This is a genomic window from Campylobacter sp. RM12640 (assembly GCF_020137595.1).
Lineage (GTDB): Bacteria > Campylobacterota > Campylobacteria > Campylobacterales > Campylobacteraceae > Campylobacter_E.
On the sequence record NZ_JACGAU010000003.1, the window covers coordinates 38,934 to 63,624 of the forward strand.

30 protein-coding genes are annotated in these 24,691 nt (G+C 27.2%); 10 read left to right on the forward strand and 20 right to left on the reverse strand.

Annotated elements, in window-relative coordinates; genetic code table 11:
• Entirely contained in the window at positions 1-648 is a 648-nt protein-coding gene (locus tag AVBRAN12640_RS01570; protein WP_214118979.1) for a Crp/Fnr family transcriptional regulator, read from the reverse strand.
• 59 nt (positions 649-707) lie between these two features.
• Here AVBRAN12640_RS01570 and gltX point away from each other — a divergent pair, with 59 nt between their 5' ends.
• Genes gltX through AVBRAN12640_RS01585 form a run of 3 tightly spaced genes read left to right on the forward strand, consistent with a single transcriptional unit; the run spans position 708 to position 3,956 of the window.
• A complete protein-coding gene (gltX, locus tag AVBRAN12640_RS01575) occupies positions 708-2,045 on the forward strand; it encodes a glutamate--tRNA ligase (protein WP_336608583.1) in 1,338 nt (445 codons plus the stop codon).
• A complete protein-coding gene (locus AVBRAN12640_RS01580) occupies positions 2,032-2,346 on the forward strand; it encodes a YggT family protein (protein WP_214118983.1) in 315 nt (104 codons plus the stop codon). Before gltX ends, AVBRAN12640_RS01580 begins: the two co-directional genes overlap by 14 nt.
• On the forward strand, positions 2,343-3,956 hold the full coding sequence (locus tag AVBRAN12640_RS01585) for a lytic transglycosylase domain-containing protein (RefSeq protein WP_336608584.1): 1,614 nt from the start codon (positions 2,343-2,345) through the stop codon (positions 3,954-3,956). Before AVBRAN12640_RS01580 ends, AVBRAN12640_RS01585 begins: the two co-directional genes overlap by 4 nt.
• Positions 3,957-4,474: 518 nt before the next feature.
• Here AVBRAN12640_RS01585 and dnaK read toward each other — a convergent pair.
• The 3 genes from dnaK to AVBRAN12640_RS01600 are packed head-to-tail and all read right to left on the reverse strand — an operon-like array spanning position 4,475 to position 7,698.
• A complete protein-coding gene (gene dnaK, locus AVBRAN12640_RS01590; protein ID WP_214118833.1) occupies positions 4,475-6,340 on the reverse strand; it encodes a molecular chaperone DnaK in 1,866 nt (621 codons plus the stop codon).
• A 12-nt stretch (positions 6,341-6,352) separates the two neighbouring features.
• The gene (locus AVBRAN12640_RS01595; protein WP_214118832.1) at positions 6,353-6,916 is read right to left on the reverse strand and encodes a nucleotide exchange factor GrpE; all 564 of its coding nucleotides are present in this window, start codon (positions 6,914-6,916) and stop codon (positions 6,353-6,355) included.
• The gene (locus AVBRAN12640_RS01600) at positions 6,913-7,698 is read right to left on the reverse strand and encodes a hypothetical protein (RefSeq protein WP_214120281.1); all 786 of its coding nucleotides are present in this window, start codon (positions 7,696-7,698) and stop codon (positions 6,913-6,915) included. Before AVBRAN12640_RS01600 ends, AVBRAN12640_RS01595 begins: the two co-directional genes overlap by 4 nt.
• Positions 7,699-7,946: 248 nt before the next feature.
• Here AVBRAN12640_RS01600 and AVBRAN12640_RS01605 point away from each other — a divergent pair, with 248 nt between their 5' ends.
• Positions 7,947-8,192, forward strand: coding sequence for an XRE family transcriptional regulator (locus tag AVBRAN12640_RS01605; protein WP_214118828.1), 246 nt, complete (start codon positions 7,947-7,949; stop codon positions 8,190-8,192).
• Positions 8,193-8,194: 2 nt separating this feature from the next.
• Entirely contained in the window at positions 8,195-8,344 is a 150-nt protein-coding gene (locus AVBRAN12640_RS01610) for a hypothetical protein (protein WP_214118826.1), read from the forward strand.
• Positions 8,345-8,401: 57 nt separating this feature from the next.
• On the opposite strand, the gene AVBRAN12640_RS01615 is transcribed toward AVBRAN12640_RS01610, so the two are convergent.
• On the reverse strand, positions 8,402-8,869 hold the full coding sequence (locus tag AVBRAN12640_RS01615; protein ID WP_239803586.1) for a peptidylprolyl isomerase: 468 nt from the start codon (positions 8,867-8,869) through the stop codon (positions 8,402-8,404).
• 9 nt (positions 8,870-8,878) lie between these two features.
• Entirely contained in the window at positions 8,879-9,586 is a 708-nt protein-coding gene (locus tag AVBRAN12640_RS01620; protein WP_214118822.1) for a YebC/PmpR family DNA-binding transcriptional regulator, read from the reverse strand.
• A gap of 55 nt (positions 9,587-9,641) precedes the next feature.
• Here AVBRAN12640_RS01620 and AVBRAN12640_RS01625 point away from each other — a divergent pair, with 55 nt between their 5' ends.
• Entirely contained in the window at positions 9,642-10,166 is a 525-nt protein-coding gene (locus AVBRAN12640_RS01625; protein WP_336607048.1) for a GNAT family N-acetyltransferase, read from the forward strand.
• Here the strand turns inward: AVBRAN12640_RS01625 and AVBRAN12640_RS01630 are convergent.
• The 7 genes from AVBRAN12640_RS01630 to AVBRAN12640_RS01660 form a co-directional block, all read right to left on the reverse strand.
• Complete coding sequence (locus AVBRAN12640_RS01630) at positions 10,152-10,904, reverse strand: TSUP family transporter (RefSeq protein WP_214150532.1); 753 nt, start codon at positions 10,902-10,904, stop codon at positions 10,152-10,154. The genes AVBRAN12640_RS01625 and AVBRAN12640_RS01630 overlap by 15 nt on opposite strands.
• 98 nt (positions 10,905-11,002) lie before the next feature.
• Positions 11,003-11,761 (reverse strand): sulfite exporter TauE/SafE family protein, encoded by a 759-nt coding sequence (locus AVBRAN12640_RS01635; RefSeq protein WP_214118816.1) that lies wholly within the window; start codon positions 11,759-11,761, stop codon positions 11,003-11,005.
• Positions 11,748-12,521: a TIGR02757 family protein gene (locus tag AVBRAN12640_RS01640; RefSeq protein ID WP_336608585.1), complete on the reverse strand. Its 774-nt coding sequence runs from the start codon at positions 12,519-12,521 to the stop codon at positions 11,748-11,750. Before AVBRAN12640_RS01640 ends, AVBRAN12640_RS01635 begins: the two co-directional genes overlap by 14 nt.
• Positions 12,518-13,507, reverse strand: a complete 990-nt coding sequence (locus tag AVBRAN12640_RS01645; protein WP_336608586.1) for a glycoside hydrolase family 3 N-terminal domain-containing protein — start codon at positions 13,505-13,507, stop codon at positions 12,518-12,520. The genes AVBRAN12640_RS01640 and AVBRAN12640_RS01645 overlap by 4 nt, the downstream gene beginning before the upstream one ends.
• Positions 13,504-14,382: an NAD(P)H-dependent glycerol-3-phosphate dehydrogenase gene (locus AVBRAN12640_RS01650; RefSeq protein WP_336608587.1), complete on the reverse strand. Its 879-nt coding sequence runs from the start codon at positions 14,380-14,382 to the stop codon at positions 13,504-13,506. The genes AVBRAN12640_RS01645 and AVBRAN12640_RS01650 overlap by 4 nt, the downstream gene beginning before the upstream one ends.
• Complete coding sequence (gatB, locus tag AVBRAN12640_RS01655) at positions 14,379-15,797, reverse strand: Asp-tRNA(Asn)/Glu-tRNA(Gln) amidotransferase subunit GatB (RefSeq protein WP_336608588.1); 1,419 nt, start codon at positions 15,795-15,797, stop codon at positions 14,379-14,381. Before gatB ends, AVBRAN12640_RS01650 begins: the two co-directional genes overlap by 4 nt.
• Positions 15,797-16,480, reverse strand: a complete 684-nt coding sequence (locus tag AVBRAN12640_RS01660; RefSeq protein WP_336608589.1) for a F0F1 ATP synthase subunit A — start codon at positions 16,478-16,480, stop codon at positions 15,797-15,799. Before AVBRAN12640_RS01660 ends, gatB begins: the two co-directional genes overlap by 1 nt.
• 130 nt (positions 16,481-16,610) lie before the next feature.
• Here AVBRAN12640_RS01660 and AVBRAN12640_RS01665 point away from each other — a divergent pair, with 130 nt between their 5' ends.
• The 4 genes from AVBRAN12640_RS01665 to AVBRAN12640_RS01680 all read left to right on the forward strand — a co-directional run bounded on the left by AVBRAN12640_RS01665 (position 16,611) and on the right by AVBRAN12640_RS01680 (position 18,753).
• Entirely contained in the window at positions 16,611-17,645 is a 1,035-nt protein-coding gene (locus tag AVBRAN12640_RS01665; protein ID WP_214118805.1) for a flagellar basal body P-ring protein FlgI, read from the forward strand.
• 149 nt (positions 17,646-17,794) lie between these two features.
• Entirely contained in the window at positions 17,795-18,055 is a 261-nt protein-coding gene (locus AVBRAN12640_RS01670; protein ID WP_239803721.1) for a rod-binding protein, read from the forward strand.
• A gap of 54 nt (positions 18,056-18,109) precedes the next feature.
• Positions 18,110-18,325, forward strand: coding sequence for a flagellar biosynthesis anti-sigma factor FlgM (locus AVBRAN12640_RS01675; RefSeq protein ID WP_214118801.1), 216 nt, complete (start codon positions 18,110-18,112; stop codon positions 18,323-18,325).
• Positions 18,325-18,753: a hypothetical protein gene (locus AVBRAN12640_RS01680; RefSeq protein ID WP_214118799.1), complete on the forward strand. Its 429-nt coding sequence runs from the start codon at positions 18,325-18,327 to the stop codon at positions 18,751-18,753. The genes AVBRAN12640_RS01675 and AVBRAN12640_RS01680 overlap by 1 nt, the downstream gene beginning before the upstream one ends.
• Before the next feature lie 18 nt (positions 18,754-18,771).
• Here AVBRAN12640_RS01680 and AVBRAN12640_RS01685 read toward each other — a convergent pair whose 3' ends face one another.
• The 7 genes from AVBRAN12640_RS01685 to bioD form a co-directional block, all read right to left on the reverse strand.
• A complete protein-coding gene (locus AVBRAN12640_RS01685) occupies positions 18,772-20,082 on the reverse strand; it encodes an MATE family efflux transporter (RefSeq protein ID WP_336608590.1) in 1,311 nt (436 codons plus the stop codon).
• 48 nt (positions 20,083-20,130) lie between these two features.
• A complete protein-coding gene (locus AVBRAN12640_RS01690) occupies positions 20,131-21,465 on the reverse strand; it encodes an acetyl-CoA carboxylase biotin carboxylase subunit (RefSeq protein ID WP_214118795.1) in 1,335 nt (444 codons plus the stop codon).
• Between the two features lie 10 nt (positions 21,466-21,475).
• Positions 21,476-21,925 (reverse strand): acetyl-CoA carboxylase biotin carboxyl carrier protein, encoded by a 450-nt coding sequence (accB, locus tag AVBRAN12640_RS01695; RefSeq protein ID WP_214118793.1) that lies wholly within the window; start codon positions 21,923-21,925, stop codon positions 21,476-21,478.
• Positions 21,926-22,039: 114 nt separating this feature from the next.
• Entirely contained in the window at positions 22,040-22,744 is a 705-nt protein-coding gene (locus AVBRAN12640_RS01700) for a DUF3137 domain-containing protein (RefSeq protein WP_336608591.1), read from the reverse strand.
• Positions 22,741-23,505, reverse strand: a complete 765-nt coding sequence (locus tag AVBRAN12640_RS01705) for a DUF3137 domain-containing protein (RefSeq protein ID WP_336608592.1) — start codon at positions 23,503-23,505, stop codon at positions 22,741-22,743. The genes AVBRAN12640_RS01700 and AVBRAN12640_RS01705 overlap by 4 nt, the downstream gene beginning before the upstream one ends.
• Complete coding sequence (locus AVBRAN12640_RS01710) at positions 23,502-24,062, reverse strand: LemA family protein (protein ID WP_239803579.1); 561 nt, start codon at positions 24,060-24,062, stop codon at positions 23,502-23,504. Before AVBRAN12640_RS01710 ends, AVBRAN12640_RS01705 begins: the two co-directional genes overlap by 4 nt.
• Before the next feature lie 2 nt (positions 24,063-24,064).
• The gene (gene bioD, locus AVBRAN12640_RS01715; protein ID WP_336608593.1) at positions 24,065-24,661 is read right to left on the reverse strand and encodes a dethiobiotin synthase; all 597 of its coding nucleotides are present in this window, start codon (positions 24,659-24,661) and stop codon (positions 24,065-24,067) included.
• Positions 24,662-24,691: the final 30 nt, after the last annotated feature.

Sequence of the window (24,691 nt, forward strand, 5' to 3'; positions counted from 1 at the left end):
TTAATTCTCGTAAAGTGATTTTAAATATTTTTCATCATGAATTATTAAGTTTTTATCATCATCAAAACTAATAATTCCATCATTTTTAAACTTAGCCAAAATTCTAGAAAAAGTCTCTGGAGCTAGATTTATAAATGAAGCTAATTGGATATGTTTTATGCTCTTAAATACTTCGCTTTGTTCGCAAACTAATTTAGCTAACTTTGCTTCAGCACTTAAAATCATTTCATTATGAACGAATTCTGATAAATAAATTAACTTTTTTGAAATTCCACTTAATAAAGCTAGAACAAAATCAACCTTAGTTAAAAACTTATTTTTAAGCTCTTCAAAATCAATCTTAATCACTTCCCCACTATTTAAAAAACTAGCACTCGCAGGAAAAGGGATATTTTCAAAATTAGCTAATTCGGCTACAAAAGAAATCGGAGTTAATTTATGCATAAAAATTTCAGCTCCTTTTTGGTTGGTTTTATAAACCTTAATATTTCCTTTAATTAATAAGTGCAAATACTTACTACTTTCACCTTCCATAAATAGCATTTCGCCTTTTTCGTAGCTTTTAAGAATACAAATTTTTGCTAATTCTTCAAGCTCATTTTCGCTAAAATCTTTAAAAAAAGAAATTTTTTTTAATACTTCTTTCATTGGCACTCTTTTTACTTTCTTAAAATAGAATTATGAAAAATCATATCAAGGAATTACAAATGTTTAGATTTGCCCCATCACCTACAGGCGATATGCATATAGGGAATTTAAGGACTGCCGTTATTAATTATGTATGTGCGAAAAAATATAATAAAAAGTTTATTTTAAGGATAGAAGACACAGACACAGCTAGAAATATTCAAGGCAAAGAAGAAGAGATTAAGAGTATTTTAAATTTATTTGGGATTAATTGGGACGAATACTATGTGCAAAGCACTCATCTAGCAACTCATCAAAAATTAGCAGCAAAATTATTAGAAAATGGTTCTGCTTTTAAATGCTATTGCACCGAAGCTGAATTAGAAGAGAAAAAAGAATTAGCAAAAAACGAAAAAAGAGCTTATAGATACGATGGAACTTGCGAGAATTTAAAACAAGATTTAAATAAACCATTCGTAATAAGACTTAAAAAGCCTAAAAACACAATCACTTTCAAAGATGAAATAAAAGGCGTTTTATCATTTGAGCCAAATGATGTTGATAGTTTTGTGATTTTAAGAGCTGATGGGACACCTACATATAATTTTGCATGCTCTATGGATGATATGTGCGAAGGAGTTAGCTTTATTATCCGTGGAGAAGACCATGTAAGCAATACTCCAAAACAAGAACATATAAAGGCGTCTTTAGGCTTTAATGAAAGTATGCAATATGCACATTTACCTATCATTTTAGACGAAGAAAGCGGTCAAAAAATGAGTAAAAGACAAGAGCATTCAAGCGTAAAATGGCTTTTAAACGAAGGCTTTTTGCCTGATGCGATAGCTAATTATTTACTAGCTTTAGGCAATAAAACCCCTGATGAAATTTTTACTATGAATGATGCAATTTCTTGGTTTGAAATAAGCAATATTTCTAAATCTCCGGCTAGATTTAGTATGGCAAAATTAAGATTTATAAATAGAGAGCATATTAAGATTTTAGATGATGAAATTCTAGCTAGATTATTGTTTAAAGATGAGTTTTTAGCTAAGTTTAGCAATGTAAAAGTATTAGCAAAATTAGCAAAACTTCACTTAGAAGAAGCAAGCACTTTAAATGAAATTAGAGCTAAACTTAGTGGATATTTTCTACCATTTAATATAGTTTTTGCTAACAATTTAGATTTTAGTGAGAGTGCGAAATTATTAAAAGCTGAATTAGAAAAATCAAACATACCTAGCAAATACGAAGAATTTAAACTAAATCACAACGCTAATTTAAAAGGCAAACAATTATTTATGAGCTTAAGATTATTGCTTAGCGGTTCAGCTCACGGCCCTGAATTAGCACAAATTTATGAGATTATGCAACCTTGTATGAGCGAGTTTTTAAAGGTAAAAGATGAGCTTTGCTGATATTGTAGTTTTACTACTTGTATTAATAATAAGAGGACTAAATATTTATTCTTATTTAGTTATTGCCTATTGTTTGTTTTCGTTTTTTCCACAAGCTTTTACAAGCCCTATCGGATATAAAATATACAATATTGTATATAAATTAGTAAGACCTGCCTTTGATTTAGTATATATGATAATACCGCCTAGATTTTTAAATATAGGTATGGTAAGTCTTGCCCCTATTGCTGTTTTTGTAGGAATACATTTATTACAAATCGGATTATTTGAATTAGTAAAAATCGTAAAAGGATTATTATGAAAAAATTAATTAGTATATTATTAATTGCTCAAGCTTTATTTTCATATACTTATGAAGAATTAAAAAATGAGCCAAACTCACTTGCTAAGGACTTTTTTTTATATAATTTATTAAAAAATAATGAGATAAAAAAAGAAGATTTAAAAGAATTTAAAACACATATTTTCCGTTTTGCTGGAGTTATGAAAAAAGAATATGAAAAACTAAGCAAAGATATTAAAGAAGAGCCAAAAACATTACCTGCTGATTCTTGCTATAATTATTCAATCAATTCTATAATGAACGCAGATGAAAAATGTCAGGTATTTAGACTAAAAGAAATAAATTTTGCAAAAAAGTTAAGCAAAGAAAACCTAATAAAACTAGCAAATGTTTATAAACAAAAAGATAAAAATCTAAGCTCACAATTAAGCATATTAGCTAACAAAAACCCTGTGGCAGAAAGCATTAAAAAAGGTGATGGAAAAACCTTAATGAAGCTTTATTATGATGGATATAAGCTAGATGATTTTTCTCCAGGGCCACTTACTCGTGCTAGTATGATGGAGCACCCTAATGCTTATAAATTTTTAAACTCAGCTATAGTAGATGATAAATATCCAAAAATAAGAGAAAAATTAGCAAGTCTTGATAAAGAAGACGCTAAAGAAGATTTAGCATTTGCATTAGGTTTAAATGCGCTTATGTTTAATAAAAATGCCTTAGCAGAAAAATACTTTTTAAGAGCTAATAAAACTTATAAATATAAAAGACCAAAGGATAATGCTTTATTTTTTGCTTATTTAGCTAGTAATAAAACTAGACATTTAGATACTTTAGCAAATAGTGATGATTTAAATATTTATAGTATTTTAGCAAAAGAGCTAACAAACACACCATTACCGACCATCATCACACCAAATCCTACAAAAAGCATAGATTATCCTATAAATAATGCTTTAGTTCAAGCTAGATTTATGAATGACATTAAAAACGCTGATACTCAAAAGCTTAGCGAAATGCAAGAATATTTTAATACCAAAAATACTCAAGGACAATATCTAGTAATTAGCGATAAATTAAGTAATTTTAAAGATAATATTTATCCAATACCATTTCCTGAAGAATTAGCCAATTATAGCGTAGAGCAAAAAGCACTAATTTTAGCTATTGCTAAACAAGAAAGCAGATTTTTACCAGCTTCTGTAAGCACTTCTTATGCTTTAGGTATGATGCAATTTATGCCTTTTGTAGCAAGACATACTGCTAAAGTTGATTTTAATGATAATGATTTTGATGTTACTCAAATGTTTGACCCAAAAATAGCTTATAAATTCGCAAACGCTCATTTAAATACTCTTAAAAAAGGAGTTAAGCATCCTATATTTATAGCTTATGCTTATAACGGGGGCTTAGGATTTACTCAAAGAATGCTAAAAAAAGATTATATGTTTAATCCAAATTCTAAACTAAAATCATACGAACCATTCTTATCAATGGAACTTGTGCCTTATTTAGAAAGTAGATTGTATGGTAAAAAAGTTTTAGCAAACTATTATATCTACCTAAAAATATTAGGTCAAAATGTAAAAATGAGTGATTTAATAAAACAAATAGATAAAAATCAATAATATAGGTATTTTTACCTATATTATCATTAGCTTTTGCACTAAATTATAAGAACTAAAAAACCATTTAAAGCTTAAATACTAGTATAAAAACTATATCAAAAAAACAATTCACATGATTTTAATAACTTACTTTATAATAATTGATATATGCTTTAAATATTGCAGTAATAAAAAATAAATTATATTTTGGGTTTAAAATCGCTATCAAATGTTTTTAAAAATACTTAATTTTTATATATGCTTATTTAAAAACTATATGACTTATTTAAATTCTTAAAAATTATTTTATAAAATATAAGAACTCTTATTTTATATACTTTTCATACTTAGTTGTAATTTACAAAATTAATTCAGAACTTGTAATCTATTTTTGTATAAAAATATAATATTTACTAAATTTTACCATCACTAAAAATAAATATTAAAAGATTTTTTGAATTAAGATAAATTAGGAATTTCAAATTGAAATTCCTAAAATTAAGGATAAATCCTTGTAAGACTAGTTTTTTAATAAATTATTATTCTACTTCTGCATCTACTGCATCATCTTTTTCGCTTTTTTTAGCGTCTTTGCTATCATCTTTTTTGTAAAGATTTTCAGCTAATTTATGACTTGCGTCGCTTAGTTTTTTCATTTTCTCATCTATTTGAGCTTTTGTTGCATTTTCGTTATTTACTACATCATTTAGCTCATTTATTGCACCTTCAATCTCTTGTTTAATTGCAGGTTCAACTTTATCTCCTAAATCATTTAGGCTTTTTTGAACTTGATGAACTAGGCTTTGAGCTTGATTTTTCGCATCTACTACTTCTCTTCTTAATTTATCAGCTTCTTTGTTTTTCTCAGCTTCGTTTATCATATTTTTAATCTCTTCATCACTTAATCCGCTTGAACCTGTGATTGTGATATTTTGAGCTTTACCACTTGCTTTATCTAATGCACTTACCGTTAAAATACCATTTGCGTCAATATCAAATGTAACTTCAATTTGCGGCACACCTCTTGGAGCTGCTGGGATACCTTCAAGGTTAAAATTACCAAGAGATTTATTATCACGGCTAAACTCACGCTCACCTTGTAAAACATTAATAGTAACTGCACTTTGATTATCTTCTGCAGTTGAGAATGTTTGGCTTTTTTTAGTAGGAATTGTTGCACCTTTTTCTATGATTTTACTCATAACTCCGCCTAAAGTTTCAATTCCAAGACTAAGTGGAGTAACATCAAGTAAAAGCACATCTTTTACATCACCTTGAATAATTCCTGCTTGAGTAGCTGCACCCATTGCAACAACTTCATCAGGATTTACGCTTTTATTTAGTTCTTTTCCAAATACTTTTTTAACTTCTTCTTGAACTAAAGGCACACGAGTTGAACCTCCAACCATTACTACTTCTTTAATCTCGTTTTTGCTAATTCCTGCTTCACTTATAACTTCATTGATTTTTGTGATAGTTTCAGCCACAAGTGAGTCAATCATTCCTTCAAATTGAGCTTTTGTAATTGTTTTTACAAGGTGTTTTGGACCTGTTGCATCAGCTGTAATGAATGGTAAATTCACTTCAGTTTGATTTGTGCTTGAAAGCTCTTTTTTAGCGTTTTCTGCTGCTTCTTTTAATCTTTGTAAAGCCATTTTGTCATTTCTTAAATCAATTCCTTGCTCATTTTTAAACTCAGTTGCTAAGAAATCAATTAATTTATTATCAAAATCATCTCCACCTAAAAACGCATTACCACCAGTTGCTAAAACTTCTACAACACCATCACCAGTTTCTAAGATTGTAACGTCAAATGTCCCACCACCTAGGTCATATACTGCAATTTTTTCAGCACTTACTTTATCAAGACCATAAGCTAGAGCTGCTGCGGTTGGTTCGTTTATAATTCTTAATACATTTAATCCTGCGATTTGACCTGCTTCTTTAGTAGCTTTTCTTTGTGCATCGTTAAAGTATGCTGGAACGGTAATTACTGCATCAGTTACAGATGTTCCTAAATAGCTTTCAGCATCTTCTTTAAGTTTCATTAAAACTTTTGAAGAAATTTCTTGTGGAGTGTAAGTTTTACCTGCAATTTCTATCGCACAAGCACCATTTCTATCTACTATTTTATAAGGTAAATGTTTTGCCGCTTCTTTAGCATTGTCTTCATTCATCATAAGACCCATAATTCTTTTAATTGAATAAATTGTTTTTTCAGGGTTTGCTACTGCTTGGCGTTTTGCACTATCACCTACTAAAACTTCGCCTTTATCTGTAAATGCTACAATTGAAGGAGTTGTGTTTTTTCCTTCTTTATTTGGAATTACTTTTTTTTCTCCACGCTCATAAATTGCTACACATGAATTTGTTGTTCCTAAATCTATACCTATTGCTTTTCCCATAATTTTCTCCTTTTATTTTGATACGCTTACTTTACAAGCTCTAATTATTCTGTCATTTATCATATAACCCTTTTGAAACATAGCTGCAACACAATTTGGTTCAAGCTCTGCTTCAACATGCATCATAGCTTCGTGATAACTAGGGTCAAATTCATCACCTTCATTAGCTACGATTTCTTTGATTCCGTGTTTTGCTAGGATATTTTTAAATAAACTTAAAGTATTATCAATACCTTGTTTAAGTTGTTTTGAAAACTCATCATCTGCTTCAAAATTACTAGCATTTTCTAATGCGTCTAAAACAGGTATTAAATCCTTAAGTAATCCTTCTTGTGCATATAAAACAGCACTTTGCTTATCTTTTTCTAAGCGTTTTTTATAATTTTCAAAATCTGCATTAGCTCTAAGATAAGCGTCTTTTAATTTTGCAAATTCTTCATTTGCCTTATCAAGCTCTGCTCTTAAAGCAATTTCTTCATTACTTAACTCATTTTGTTCGCATTCACAATTTTCATTGCATTCGCAAACTTCTTCGTTATTTACTACATTTTCTTCTTGCGTGGCTTTTTCGCTCATATCGCCTCCCTTAATTGATTTAAAACATTTTCATAGTCTGTAAAAATACTACCTGCAATTATTAAAGAACTTTTATTTTGCATATAATTACAATCTAATTTAACTCCCATAAAATCAGGTAAAAATAGCTCATCATAAATCAAGTTATTAGTAAAATAATCAAGTAACTTTAAATTCATAATAGAACTAAATGAAGAAAGTTTTACAATATTTGCAAAAATTTTTTCTCCACATATAAATTTAATTTTATTTTTAAAAGAATTTTCAATATCACTTAAAGTATTTATTAAATTTAATCTATATAAAATTGTCTTAATATCATTTATCTCATATCCTTTTAACTGATTAAAAAGTATATTTAATTCATCGTTAAAATCAATCAAAACCCTATTTTCTATAAAATCTAAAATAATAAATCTATTTTCAATGTTTAAAATATCATTTAAAAATATTTTTTTGTTATCAACAATAAGGAAAAACAAATCATTCTCGTTAGCAACTCTTAATAAATTTAAAGTTGAGTTTAATTCTAATTTAGAATTTAATTCATAATTAAAAAATTGCTTCCAATAATATTTCATAGCTTTTTGAGTAGGAATTCTTCCACCGCTTGCGTGAAGTTTTGAAATATAACCATCACTATCAAGTTGTTTAAAATAAACTCTTATAGTGCTTGCAGGAACATTCAAACTATCTTGCAATAACATAGAGCCAATTGGATTTTGCTCGCTTAAATAAGCTTTAATCATTTGCTCTAGTATAAAATCAGTTTTTTTACTCATTATCACTCATACCTTAAAATTGATAAGCGAATTATATCACTTGAGTTGTTAACTATCAAGTAACTATTTAGTCTAATACACTCAACTTAATTTAGTAAAATTATTTAACCATATATTTTATACATTATTTCGTATATATTTTATTTTTTAATGTATTAATTTAAGGATATTTTGTATTTTTTATATTTTTTTACAAATATAAACTCCGTTTTAGCGAAGTTTAATTTTTAAAATCGTATAATTTAAAAATGATTGAGACGAACGATATATTTAATTTATTACATAATGCGATAGAGAGTAAAGAAAATGGTAAGAAAATTTCTTTGCAAGCAATGTCGCAGCGTTTAGGATTACCTATGCGAACTTATCAAGACTGGCGTTTAGGTAATTCTAAACCACAAGCAGTAAAAGCTGTATTTACAATGCTTTGTGAATTAGATGATGATGAGTTATTATTTTTAATGTCTCGTATAAGAAAACAATTAAAGGATTAAAAGTGATTACCGAAAAGGAAAGAATAGAACTTGATATGATATTTAATAGTATTAGAACAAGTAAAAAAAATATAATAAAAAGATATTTAAAAAATATCTGCAAAAAACTTTTATATCCTCGTAAAAAGCAATATAATCATCAATTTAATTAATTTTCAAATTCTTTAACCTAAATTAAAGAATTTGAATCATATCTTAGATATTTTAAATTATTTTATTTCAATACTTTCAATAATATCGCCTTGGCGGATACTATCAAGAATCTTTAAGCCATCTTCGTTATTAACTTGACCAAAAATCGTATGAACTCCATCTAAGTGTGGTTGTGCTGAATGACAAACAAAAAATTGAGAGCCACCAGTATCACGACCAGCGTGAGCCATAGATAAAGTCCCTCTTAAATGCTTATGCTCTTGATTTTTGCATTCACATTTAATATTCCAACCAGGACCACCTGTGCCTGTGCCTAAAGGACAACCACCTTGAATAACGAAATTAGGAATTACTCTATGAAATTTTAGACCATTATAAAATCCATTTTTTGCTAAATGAACGAAATTTAAAGTAGCTTGCGGGCTATCTTTAAATAAAGTTAATTTCATATCACCTTTATTAGTCTTAATAATAGCTTCATTAATATTTTCTAAATCTGCAAAATTGTCATATACTTTTAACATAATTTTTCCTTATTCTATATTTGTATAAACTGCTTGAACATCATCATCTTCTTCAAGCTTATCTAATAATTTTTCAAGTTCAGTGATTTGCTCTTCACTAAGACTTATTGGATTGTTTGGAACATATTCAAGTCTTCCACTAACAAGCTCTAATTTAAGCTCATCAATTCCTGTGCTAAGCTCTTTAAAGCTATCATAAGCTCCGATAATTCTTACATTTTCTTCTTCATCTTCTAATTCTTCTAAGCCAAAATCAATTAGGCTTAATTCTAATTCTTCTAAATCCATATTAGGTTTTTTACATACAAAAACACTTTTTCTTGAAAATAAAAATTCTAAACTACCATTTACAAGTGGAGTAGCTCCGTTTTTATTAAAAATAGCTTTTATATTAGCTGCGGTTCTATTGGTATTATCAGTAGCAACTTCAACTATAATTTGCACTCCGTAATTAGCTTTAGCTTCATAATGAAGGCTTTTAATATCGTTTCCATCTTTACCCGCTGCTCTTTTTAATGCCGCGTCAATATTATCTTTTGGCATATTTTGAGCTTTTGCTGTTGCTATTGCTGAACGAAGTTTTGCGTTCATTTCAGGGTCAATTCCACCTTCTTTTGCTGCAACTTCAATAGCTTTTGCTAATTTTGGAAATATCTTACTCATCTTATCCCAACGAGCTTCTTTTGCTGCACGTCTGTATTCAAACGCTCTTCCCATATTCACCTCTTATAATTAAAATTTGGTTAAGATTTTACAAAAACAAGGATAACTAATGATTAGACCTGCTAGAATGAGTGATTATAAGGCTTGCGAGATTTTAGACTTAGCTATGGCTGAGTTTAGTGAAAACTTTTTTAACGAGAAAGACTATCATAAAAAAATAGAAAAATTTTATGAATTTTTTGGCAAGGAAAAAACTAGATTTTGTCTTGATAATTTATTTGTATATGAAAAAGACAATCAAATTATTTCAATTTGTTGTGCTTATGGCGATAGAGAATATAATGATGACGCTTTAAAGCAATATTTAAAAAATATAAACTCAAATTATGAGATTATAAAAGAATGCGATAAAGACGAATTTTATATAGATAGTGTAGCGATAATTCCTAGCTATAGAAAAATGGGAATATTAAAAGAAATGCTTGAATATGCAATTAATATAGCAAAAAATAAAGGTTATAAAAAAATTACACTAATAACCAAATCTTCACAAATATACGAAAGATATGGTTTTAAAGTAATAAATGAGTGTAAAGAATTTGAAAACTATTTTAAAATGCTAAAAGAAATTTGAATATATTAATTTACAAATAGTGCAAAAAACAATAATTATAAAAACCCATCTAATTATATTTATATTAATTTTTAGAAGGCATTTACCACCTAAATAAGCACCTATTATCCCACCTACTCCCATAATAAGACCAAGTTTAATTAAAACATCATAAAAGCACAAAAAGAAACATAAAGAACAAACATTGCTTGTAGTGTTTAATAATTTAGTATTTATTGATGCTTGCTTTAGATTAAATCCTAATAAAGAAGTAAATGCTAATATCCAAAATGAGCCAGTTCCTGGTCCTATAAAACCATCATAAAATCCCAAAATAACACCAAAAATTATTAAAAATAAAGTAGTGCTTAAAATAGCTTTTTTGTTTATATTCCCTAGATTTGGCTTAAAAATAGTATAAATAAATACTAATATTAAAATAACTAAAATAAGTGGCATAATAGCTTCATTAGATATTAAAAGCAAAACATAACTTCCAAGAATTGAAAAAATTGCTGTTATTAAAATTCCAAGTCTTAATTCTTTAAATTTTATTTCTTTTCTTAAACTAAATACAGCAGAAACTGCAGCCATACTAGCTTGTAACTTACTAGTTGCAATAGCTAAAGATGGTGGCACTCCAAGTCCTAAAATCACAGGCAATGTAACAAGTCCGCCACCACCCACGATAGCATCAATAAAACCACCAATAAAAGAAGCTAAAAAACCTATAAAATATTCTAATAAACTAAATTCCATAAAGAAATTATATAATAATTTTAGTTAAATTATACAAGACTAAATAAGTTTATAAAAAGTCTTTTATATAAATAAATTTTATAATTTGTAATAAAAAATTATTTTAAATAATATTCATAAGTTAGTTTAAGTAAAGTTATAAAAACAATAACTAAAAATATTTTTTTGATAGAATCACTTTTGTATTTTAAAACAAATTTAGCACCTAAAAATGCTCCAAATATACCACACATAGCCATTTTTAGACCAAGTGAATAATAAATCTTAAAATCTATCATAAATATTATAAGAGAAATCATACCGCTTGCCATACACAAAGCCTTAGCATTAATACTTGCTTGTTTAATATCTTGACCTATTAAACTAATGCTAGCAAATATCCAAAATGAACCTGTAGCAGGCCCTAAAAATCCATCATAAAATCCTATCAATAAGCCAAAAAACGGATAGAATAATTTTTCACTCATTATTTGCTTAGCTTTAATACTACCTAGTTTTGAATTGAAAATAGAATATATAAAAATCAATAAAAGAGTAAATAATATAATGGGTTTTAATGGTTCAGGATTAATTATTAAAAGAACCCTAGCACCTAAAATACCACCTATTATGCTAAAAATCATTCCTATAAATACTTTTTTAAATTCTATATATTTAAAAAGAGTTGAAAACGAACAACACATCGCAAACATTGCTTGAAATTTATGAGTGCTAATGGCTAATTGTTCTCCTAAACCAAAAGCAATTAGCATAGGTATTATAATAAGCCCTCCACCGCCGCAAATTGCATCAATAAAGCCAGCAAATAATGCCGATATTAAAACTACAATTTCTTGGATAATACTAATTTCTGGCATTTTTAATTAATTCTTGTAAAGAATTTTCATCATTAGTCTGAGATATTCTATATAAAGCAAAATCGTATTTTAAAGGGTCTTCATTGCAAAAATTTTTTAAAGCCCTACTAAGCTCTAGCATACATTTTTGATCAGCTTGTTTTCTTTTAATAAGTCCTAACATAAGCCCCATTTTATGCGTATGTGTATCAAGTGGCATTAGTAAATCAGCAGGACTAATTTCATTAAACAAACCTAAATCTAAATTATCATTTCTTACCATCCAGCGATAATACATACAATATCTTTTATACGCACTTGTATTATTAACTTTACTAAAAAAGAATTCATACCCATCACTTCTATAATCATTCAATGAATAAATCTCAGTAATTAAAGCTTGAATAACTTCTAATATTTTATTATTTTTGCTTGTTTTATAAATTTTATGACTAAAATCTTTTATACTTGATTTTTCTTTAAATCTTTTTAGACTAATAAAAATTTCTGCTACATCTCTTTCGTTTTGAAATCTATATTTGTGATTTATTTGCCTTATTTCTTCATCACTTTTATTAAATAAAGTAAAATCAAGTTTTTTTAAAAATTTTACTATAGCACCAGCATTTCCATACGCAAATAAAGCGCATATTAAAGCAATAAATTCTATATCTTTGCTATTAATATTATCATATACTACTTGCAATGGGTCAGGGTGTGAATATAAATTATCAATTGTATTTTTAATACCACTTTGTTCATCTAATAATTTTTTTATCATATTCTCTCTTTTAAAGAAGTAATTTTTATATAAGATTCTTCTAATCTACTTCTACTTATTTTGCCATCATCTACTGCTTGACTTATAATATCAACAACATAACTTGCTGTATCTCCATACTTTATCCTAGATAATCCAAAATACAATATATCAACTCCAGCATTTATACTATCAATTATCCTATCTTTAAAATCTACGCCATCTAAATCACCACCTAAGATATCATCACTTACTATTACCCCATTAAATGATAAATCATTTTTTAATATATTAATGATTTTCTTAGACATATTTGCTGGTTTTTTGTCTAGTATAGGATAAATTTTATTTGAAACCATTATCATATCAACTTTATTAGTTTGTGTAAAATCATAAAATGGCTTTAAAAAACTTAATCTATAATCTTTAACAAAACTTGAAGAATTATTCATATCTCCAGGAAAAGTTTTAGCTGCTATTAAAATATTACTTTGCCTAAAAGCATCAGAGTATTCTCTAGCATAGATACTAAGTTTATCTAATAAATCATTAGTTATACTAGTATTTACCCCTAATGTTAAATTTAAATTAAGTCCTAATTCTTTTAAATTTAAAGCTGATTTTAGATAATTTAATCTAGCATCATTAATATTTAAATTCTGATTAATAAAATCAGGTTCTTTACAATATAAAAAATCATAATTTTTATCTAAATCTTTATAATCAATACCTAAAAATAATGGATTTACAATTGCTATATTTTTAAATCTACTCACTAATTTTTTTGCTTGTTCAATATCTGTGAAATTATTTGCCCTAAAAACTATACCACCAACTTTTCCAAGACTAGCTTCTTGACCTAATTTTCTTATATTGTATTCTTTAATATCTTTTCCATTAAAACCTATCATAATCATCTGACCAGCTAGTCTTTGGGTGCTTATATTTGATAAATTTTGAGAATACAATACAATATTTACAAATAATATAATTAAAAATTTTTTCATTTTTTTAATAAATCTTGTAAGCTAGTTTTTACATTCTTGCCATTTAAAATTAATAAAATTTCATTAGCAATAGGACAATATATATTATGTGTTTTTGCAATTTTACAAACTGATTTAGTGGTATCAATTCCTTCAGCAACTTCATTTAATTCTTGCTTAATTTCATCTTGATTATAGCCCTTTGCAAGCATTAATCCCACTCTGTAATTTCTTGATAATGTTGAGCTAGCAGTTAAAAATAAATCACCTGCCCCACTTAAACCTAGAAAAGTATTATCTTTAGCACCAAAAAACTTACCAAATCTAGTAATTTCTATAAGACCACGAGAAATAAGAGCAGCTCTTGCATTATTACCTAATTCTAATCCATCACAAATTCCACTAGCAATAGCAATAATATTTTTATATGCGCCACAAATCTCAGCACCAACGACATCATTATCGGTGTATGTCTTTATAAAACTAGGAAAAAAATTAGCAAATTCTTGATTTAACTTATCATTAATACCACTAATTACAAGTGCTGTTGGTAAATTTTTACTAACTTCTGTTGCAAAAGATGGGCCAGTTAAAACACTAATATTTTCTATTGGAAAAAACTTAGAAAATACATCGTGTAAAAACAAGTCTTGATAAATACCTTTTGAAGCGATTAATACATAATTATCATTTAAATTACTAAAGTTAGCTCTAAGATAATCATAGGTTCCTTGAGCACTTAATGCAAATATTAAATATTTACTTTTTTTAGCTTCGTTTATATCAATATATTCACCTGATTTTTTACTAAAAGAACAAATATTTACTTTGTTATTAAGTGAGATAGCATGAGCTATTGCACTACCCCACTTACCAGAACCAATTACGCTAATCATCCAAGCTTAGCCTTTAAAAGCTCATTTACTTTATTTGGATTAAAAGCTCCTTTGCCTTCTTTCATAGTCTGCCCTACAAAAAATCCAAACAATTTATCTTTACCTGACTTATATTCAGCTACTTTATCTGCATTTTTAGATAATATTTCATCTATTATTGCATTAATAGCACCATCATCACTAACTTGTTTTAATCCTAGTTTTTCAATCGCATCGCTTACACTTATATCGTTTTCAAACAAATAAGCTAAAACATCTTTGCCTGCTTTATTTGATATTTCACTATTTTCAATAGCTTTGATTAAATCTGATAGTTTTTCTTTTCCCACAGGAGAATTTGTTATATTTAATTCACCTTTCAATAAACCCATTAATTCTACACTTAACCAAGTTGTACTAAGTTTTGGAGAACAACCTGATTTTATTAAATATTCAAAAAACATAGCCATTTCTAGTGAGCTTACTAAAACCTTAGCATCATCTTCTTTTAGCCCATACTCGCTAACATAACGAGATATTTTCTCATCTGCAAGTTCAGGAATTGCAACATTAATCATATCAGCACTAGCAAATACAGGTAATAAATCAGGGTCTGCAAAATATCTATATTCAGCAGCTTCTTCTTTGCTTCTCATAGGTTTTGTAACAAGTCTTGTAGTATCAAATAATCTTGTTTCTTGAACTACTTCACTATCATACTTACCATCCATCCAAGCAGCTATTTGGCGTTCTTTCTCATACTCTATTGCTTTTTGAATGAATTTAAAACTATTTAAATTCTTAATTTCTACTCTTGTATAAAATTTATTATCGCCTTTAGGTCTGATAGATATATTAACATCACATCTAAAAGAGCCTTCTTGCATATTAGCATCACTAATATCTAAAAATCTTATAATAGAATGAAGTTTTTTAAGATAAGCTACAGCTTCATCAGCGCTTCTAATATCTGGCTCACTTACAATCTCAAGTAGTGGAGTTCCTGCACGATTTAAATCTACTAAAGAATTATCGTTTTCGTGAATATTTTTACCTGCATCTTCTTCAAGGTGAGCTCTAGTAATTCCTACTATTTTTTTACCAAACTCACCTTCAATTTCTAATTTTCCACCTTCAACTATTGCCACATCAAATTGTGATATTTGATAAGCTTTAGGTAAATCAGGATAAAAATAGTTTTTTCTATTAAAAATACTTACTTCATTAATTTTTGCATTAATTGCTTTACCAAAATATATAGCCTTTTGTAAAGCTTCTTTATTTAATACAGGTAAAGCTCCAGGCAATGCCAAACACACAGGGCAAACATTAGTATTAGCAACTTCACCAAAACTTGTCGCACAAGAACAAAAAATCTTAGTTTTTGTATTAAGCTGAGTATGAACTTCTAAACCAATAACTACTTCAAATTCCATTAATGCTCCTCATCAATTGCAATAGCACTAGCTATATATACATAAGTTAAAATCATAAATACAAACGATTGTAAAAATGCCATAAATGTTAAAAGAAAATATGGTGGAAGCGGAGCTACGATTGGAACTAAAGCCAAAATAACACCTAAAAATAAATCATCTCCTTTAATATTTCCAAAAAGACGGAAAGATAAAGAAACTATACGAGAAAAATGTGATATCACTTCAACAACAAACATAAGTGGAGCAATCACTTTAACAGGACCAAAAAAATGCTTGAAATACTTACAAAATCCTTGAGTTTTTATGCCTTCGTAATGATAGTATATAAAAACAATTATTGCTAAAGGAAGTGTTAAATTTAAACTAGCACTAGGAGCTTCAAATCCAGGAATTATACCTATTATATTGCTTACAAAAACAACTAATCCAAGAGTAGCGATTAAAGGAACATATTTTAAAGCTGCTTCCTTTGAGCCTAAAGTATCTTTACCCATAGATAAAACACCATCTAAAAACATTTCCATAATATTTTGAATACCTTTTGGAACTAATTGCATTTTAGAAGTTGCTAATTTTGCTAAAACCAAAATAATTGCAATAACTAAAACGAAATGAATTAAATAAGTAATCGCTTTATTGTCATCAGCTATAAAATCACTAAATAAAAATAAATTGTGCATTTATTATCCTTAAAATTTGAAAGTAATCTGCTGATTTTACAAAAGCTAATTTAGTATTTGGTTAATGTTTTTGTAAAAAATATGGAATATGATTTGCTTAATTTAAACATATTTAAAATAAGGAAAAATAATGAGATTTATGATATTTTTGATATTTATATTAAATTCCTTAATGGCTTCACAAATAAAAGATATAGCAAATATTGTTGGAGTTAGGGATAATGAATTAATCGGATATGGTTTGGTTGTTGGTCTAAATGGTAGTGGAGATGGTTCTAGTAGCGAATTTACTATTCAATCAATTGCAAATATGCTAGGCTCTATGAATATCAAAATAAGCCCTGATGATATTAAAAGTAAAAATACCGCAGCAGTTATGATTAGTGCAAAATTACCTGCCTTTGCAAAAAGTGGGGATAAAATTGATGTAAATGTAGCTTCATTAGGTGATGCTAAAAGTTTAAAAGGTGGAACACTTTTATTAAGTGCTTTAAAAGGTGTTGATGGGAATATTTACGCATTAGCTCAAGGAGCGCTTAGTATAGATAGTAGTGGCAAAGGTGCTAGTATGACAAATGCAAAAATAACAAATGGGGCTAGTATAGAAAGAGAAGTTAATTTTGATTTTAACAATCAAGAAAGAATTACTCTAAGTCTAAAGCAAAATGATTTTGCACTAGCTAGTAAAATAAAAAATGCAATAAATAAAGCTTATGATTTAGATATAGCAAAAGCTACAGATGGTAAAACAATAATAATAGAAAGACCAGAAGAAGAAAGTGCAGTTGATTTTATAGCAAAAGTATTATCGCTAGATGCTGGAGAAATAAACGCAAATAGTAAAATCATAATAAATGAAAAAACAGGAACGATAATAAGTGGAATTGATGTAGAAGTTAGTCCTGTTTTAATATCTCATGGAAATATAACAATTAAAATTGAACCTAAAAGACCTTATGAACTAAAAGACAATGAAGTTGATTTAAAAGATGGTAGTGTAATTGATACTAGCTCAAATATTTTAAGAATTACTAACGATAAAATAACTTTAGCAAATATCACTAGAGCCTTAAATAAACTAGGTGCAAGCCCTGCTGATGTAATAACGATTATTAAAAATTTAAAACAAGCTGGGGCAATTAATGCTGAATTGGAGATTTTATAATGGATATATCAAAAATTTATGAAAATACATATAAAAATACTCTACCAAATACAAATACCTTAATAAAATTAAGTGAAGATAGTAAAAATAATTTTTCTAATTTATTAGAAAAAGAAATTAATAAAATAGAAAATAAAAAATCTCATGAAATTTTAAATTCTAATTTAATAAACCAGCCAAATACTGCAAAAGTAGATGAAAAATTGTTAAAAGAACAAACAGATGCTTTTGAAGCATTTATGATAAAAAGTGTCCTTGATATTAGTCTTAAATTAGAAAATCCACTATTTGGAAAAGACGCTGGAGATGATATTTATGGCTCAATGTATAATGATGCTATGAGTAAGGCTTTAAGTGGTGGGCTTGGATTTTCTGAAATGCTATTTAATTTTTTAAAAGAAAGGCTATAAAGTTTTTTAAACTAATTCCGATATAGTATGCAAATATTATAAAAAGGTTGAAAAATGTTAAACTCACTTAGTTCATCTATGGTATATTCAAGCCAAGATATTATGAAGCCAAAAGCTACAAAAAGTGAAAATGTTGATAAAACTGAAGTTAAAGAAACCAAAAGTTCTTTGAGCCCAAAAGCAGCTGCTATAGCTGAGCAAATTGCAAATGGAACTTATAAAATTGATTTAAAATCTACCGCAAATGCAATTGCAAATGAGTTATGCTAATGATAGAAAAAAGACTAGCTACTGCTAATAATCTTTTATTAAAAATTATTAGCATAACAGAACAAGGAATAAGTGATATCAAAGAAGCTAGAAAAGACAGACTTGATACTCAAAATAAGGAAAAAGTAGAAGCACTTAATGCTTTTTTAAAAGAAAAGCAAGCTTTAGATAATGCCTTACTTGAATTAGCTACTAAAAATAATGGTAATTTATCAGATTTATTAAGTGAAAAATCAAGCGATTTATTACAACAATTAAAATTTAATTTAAATTACTTATTAGCAAAAAACAAAGAATATGCAAAATATGTGCTAAGTGTTAAAGAATTTTATGATTCTTTACTTGAAGAAATGTTAAAAGATAGCATAGAAACTAACGGATACAAACAAGAATTTAAAAGCACAACAACACTAAATCATAAAATATAAATATCTTTTAAAAGATATTTATACAGCTGATTTGCTTTGCCATTTTTTACTTTTCCAACGATATGTATTAGCAAGTCCTCTTAAAAGTTCATCAACTACAAAAGCACTCCATATTCCAACCATAGCAAAATGTAAATGTATCCCTAAAATATAAGCTAAAGGAACACTAACTCCCCACATAAAAACAATTCCAGCATAAAAAGGAAAAGCAGCATCCCCACTAGCCCTTAAAGAATTAACCATTACTATATTTAAAGCTCTTGAACTTTCTAAGAAAAAACTTATTATAAAAAGCGGTTTTATAATATTTATTAATTCATTGCTTAAACTAAGTGCTTGAAATATATAATCTTGAATTAAAAAAACAAAACTAGCATAAGCTAAACTACAAATTATTGCAATTTTTAATACTTTAAAACTTTGTTTATATGCTTTTTCAAATTCTTTTGCACCAACTAGCCTACCGATGATTATCTCATTAGCCACACTTAAAGCAGAGCTAGTAGTAAATATAAACATTGAAATTTGAAAAAATATACTTTGAATACTTAAAGCATCTTTTCCTAATAATCCAACAAAAGCAAAAATAACCATATATTGTGCTGACCATAGTAGATTTTCTCCTGCACTAAAGCCACCTATTGTCAAAATATTTTTTAATATTTTTTTATTAATTTTAAAAAATAGCTCAAAATAAATCTTAAGTTTTGCAATCTTAAAATATATATAAATTAGCATTGCAAGGCTTACTATCCTAGAAATTACACTTGAAATTCCCACTCCAAATAAGCCTAAATCATATTTATATAAAAATATAGCATTAAAAACAATATTAACTGCATTCATAATAAGAGATACAATCATTAATTCCTTAGCCTTAGCATAAGTTCTAATTACAGATGATAAAGCTATATTTAAGCAATCTAACAATATTACATAAGCTATAGTTTGTAAATATATTAATGAATAATCAAATATATCATTAGGAACATTTAACAACCTAAGCATATTGCCATCAAAAAAATTAATTATAAAAAATATCAAAATACCTAAAACCATATTAAAAGATATACTAATATGAGCTGACCTTATTGCTAAGTTTTTGTTATTAGCGCCTAAAGCTTGAGATATTAATACACTTGAACCAATTGAAAGGAATGAAAATATAGTTGTAGCTATTATAAAAATCTGATTTGCACTACTCATAGCTCCTATTAAAAACACATTGTATCTACTAATCATAATAGTATTTATGACAATAGAACTAAAACGAAGTAGCATTTCTAAATAAATATTTAAAGATAATTTATAAAAATTAATTTCTTTCATAGCATTACTCAGGACTAAATGAAATTCTTAAAGAATTTCATTTAGGAATTATCTTCTTGATAAATAGTTTGTATCAAATTTATTGTTTATAAAATCAGGATTTTCCATCATAGAAATATGAAAATCTTTTGTAGTTTTAATACCACTTACTATTAATTCTTGTAAAGCACATTTCATCTTATGAATTGCCATCTCTCTTGTAGGAGCCCACACAACAAGCTTACCTATCATACTATCATAAAACGGAGGAACGCTGTATCCTTGATAAACATGGCTTTCCATTCTCACATTTGCACCTGCAGGAGCTGTATATCTACTAATTGTCCCAGGACAAGGTGTAAATGTTTTAGGGTCTTCTGCAGTAATTCTGCACTCAATTGAATGACCTTTAAAATTTATCTCTTCTTGTTTAGGTAGAGCTTTTCCTTCAGCTACATTTATCATATGACGAATAATGTCTTCTCCACTACACATTTCACTTACGCAATGCTCAACCTGTAATCTTGTATTCATCTCAATAAAATAAAAGTTTTGATAATCATCTAATAAAAACTCAAATGTCCCTGCACCTTCGTATCCGATAGCTTTAGCTGCTCTTATAGCAGTTTCTAATAATTTTTCTCTAGTAGCTGGCTCTAAAATTCTAGCTGGACTTTCTTCTATTAGCTTTTGATGTCTTCTTTGCATAGAACAATCACGCTCACCTATATGAATAACATTTCCAAAGCTATCTCCTATGATTTGCACTTCAATATGGCGTGGATTTTTAATGTATTTTTCAATATACATTCTACCATCACCAAATGCGCTTGTAGCTTCGCTTTCAGCTGACCAATATGCTTTTTCTAAATCAGCAGCCTTTTCAACTACACGCATACCACGACCACCACCACCTGCAGCAGCTTTTAAAATAACAGGATAGCCCATTTCTTCAGCTAATTCTTTTGCAACTTCTACTCCACTAATAGCCCCATCACTACCTGGGATTACTGGAACACCTGCTCTTTTCATAACTTGTTTAGCTTTACTTTTATCGCTCATAGTATTCATAGCTTCTACACTAGGACCTATGAATTTAATATTATGACGCTCACAAATTTCTACGAAATTTTGATTTTCACTCAAAAAGCCATATCCAGGAAAAATCGCATCAGCACCACATAATTCAGCAGCACTAATAATTGATGGGATATTTAAATAACTCTCGCTTGATTTTGGACCACCAACGCAAATACTAGCATCACAATATTTTAAATATAAAGCGTCTTTATCAGCACTAGAATATATACAAATAGCTTCTTTACCCATTTCTTTAATCGTTCTAATAGCTCTTAGAGCTATTTCTCCACGATTAGCAATTAAAATCTTTTTAATCTCTCTCATTGCAACCTACTTATAGTTTTTCAACTGCAAATAATTCTGTTCCATACTCCACAGGTTGTCCATCTTCTACTAAAGCGCTTACGATTTTGCAATCAAATTCAGCTTCAATTTCATTCATAATTTTCATAGCTTCAATAATGCAAATTGTATCGCCTTTTCTCACTGTTTGACCAACTTTTACGAAACTAGCCGCCCCTGGACTTGGTGCTTGATAAAATGTTCCTACCATTGGGCTTGTAATTGCTGGATGAGTGTTTTTAGCAGGTTGTGCTTCATTTACTACATTTACATTGATTGGTGCTGGAGCACTTTGTGGCATTACTGCAGGAATTGGTGCGCATTCAACAACCGTTCCTTGCTTTTCTAAGCTAATTTCAAAATCGCCTTCTTTGATTTTGATTTTGCCTATATTTGCTTGAGCAAACATATCTATTAATTCTTTTATTTCTTCTCTTTTCATTTTCTCTCCTGATATAAAATTCTGACAATTTTAATGTTATAAATATAACAAAAATAAAATTATAACTTATAATAGCATATACTTTTAATTTCGTGTTTCAAATTCTCACATTTTTTAAAACTCATTAACAATATTTATTATGCTTTTAAATTCTTTTTCAATATTTTCACTAAAAGAAAAATTATGAATATAAATATGCAAATAATTATCTTTATAAAAAAGACTTATTTTGTGATTAATAAGTTTTGCATTATTACTAATAATATCTAATTTCTTAGGATTTAAGAATTTAAAAACTTCTAAATTATTATTAGAATACAATTTAAAATATTTATTAAAATCTACATTATCAAGTAAAATTAAAGGCTCTTTAACTCCTAAAATATCCTTAATATCGCTATTACTAACTATTATAAAATCTTTCATTTTTATATTTTTTTTACGAATATAAATTCCTTTAAAAATATCTTTTTCTCTTTTTTTATCTTTTTGTGTGTAATAAGTATTTTTAATATTAACCTTTAAAATATCTAAATCATCTTTATTATAAGCAAATTCTATATTTACACTTTCACTATTAATTATGCCTTTTTTAATATCGCTTATATTTGATATTTCATTAAAATTATTGCTAATGAAAAATGGTTTGATTATATTTTTATACTGAATATAGCTAATAAAAAATGATGAAGTTATAATAAATACTATCAAAATAAACATTATATAAATATTTTGAAATTGCCTAGCAATACCCCAAATTAAATATATTGCCAAACACACAATACAAATTATTCTAAAAACTTTTAAAAACTCTATCATTTTGCCTCATTAAATTCTTTTATAATTCTTAAAACACTTTTAAATTCATTCTCAATATTAGAAGAAAATAAAAAATTATGAATATAAATTTCTAAATATTCATCGCCATAAATCACACTAAATCTATGATTTATATATTTTGCAGCTGTTACGATATTTCTTAATTTTTTAGGATTTAAAAATTTAAAATCCTTAACCATATCGCTAGGATATAAAATAAATTTTTTATTAAATTCTACATTATCACTCAAATAACTAATCTTTTGATTAAATAAAATTCCATTATTAAAATATAAAAATAACAATCTCCTATTAGCAAAAATACCAAAATTATTATGAATTTTCTTCTTAACCCTTATATAAGTTCCAAAAAAATCAATGCTTAAATACTTAATCTTAACATCAAACATACCTATACTATCAACTTTTAAAAAAGAACAAAACAAAATATCTAAACCATTTTTTCTATAAGCATTAAAAATATATGCCCTATCAGAAGCTATTAATGTATCTTTATATTTTTCCTTATCTTCAATCAAAACGAAATTATGTTTATAAAAAAACGGCAATACATATAAAAAAAGATTAAGAGTATAAATTAATAAAGCAAGTAATATTAAAAATACCATTAAATATAAAAAATGACTAAAATGAATTAAATTCATATCCTTACTAATATAATAATCATCTATTGCTAAACATAATTTATAAAATGCAAAAACAACTAAAACTATAAAAATAAGTTTTAATGTTTTAATCATTTAAATAAATCTTTTACATTAGGATTGCTTTTAATTTCATCTTTTACTTCATAAAAATCAGCTTTTATAAAATTAAAAGCATTAGCTATTAAATTATTTGGAAAACTCTCGCAATAATTGTTATAACTTGTAACTGCTGAATTATAAGCTCTTCTAGCAGCACTAATTTGCTCTTCACAATCTTTTAAAGCATTTAAAAGATTATTAACACTTGAGTTTGCCTTTAAATCAGGGTAATTTTCAAGTTTTATATTTAAATTCCCTAAAGCTTTACTTAGTTCGTTATTTAAAGCAAATTTTTCTTTAGTATTATTTGAATACATAGCATTTTCTCTAAGTTTTACAATATTTTCTAAAGTATCTTTTTCGTATTCAAAATAAGCTTTTATAGAAGCTATTAAATTAGGTATTAAATCATATCTTTGTTGAAGTTCAACATCAATACTTGAATAAGTATTTTTTACATCATTTCTTCTTGCTATTAAAGAATTATAAGTAAAAATAACCATAATAATCACTAAAAACAAAATAGCCAAAATCACATAAATTATTTCCAAAACTAACTCCTTAAATATTTTTCAATTTCATTTTTAAATTCTTGTATCTTTTCATCTATGTTAAACTCATCAAAATACTCTAAATGAGCTATATTTACGCCCGTATAATTATAAATAAACTCATCAAGTCTAGTATCAATCTCGCCAATCATCACAACACAAACAATATCAAAACCATTATCTTGCAATGCTTTTATGCTTAAAATCGTATGATTTATCATACCCAAATAATTCCTAGCAGCTAAAATCACTTTACGCTTATGTTTTTTCATAAAATCAATCATAGTTAAATTATCATCAATAGGACAAAAAAGACCCCCAGCTAATTCAATAATCATTTTATCATCATCAGGCAAGATTAAATCATTTATAGAATATTCAATATTATCAACCTTTTTTGCTATGTGTGGTGATGCAGGAGTATTTAAAAATATCCCTTCTTTATGAATTTTTACATTCTTTACAAAACGCTTTAAAATATCGCTATCTTTATTACAACCTGCTTGAACTATTTTAAAATAAGAATAATTAAAAGCTTTACACAAAGCAACACATAAATGAGTTTTACCAGCATCAGTATGAATTCCACATATATACATTTTTTATCCTTTTTAGTTAGAATAAATTGT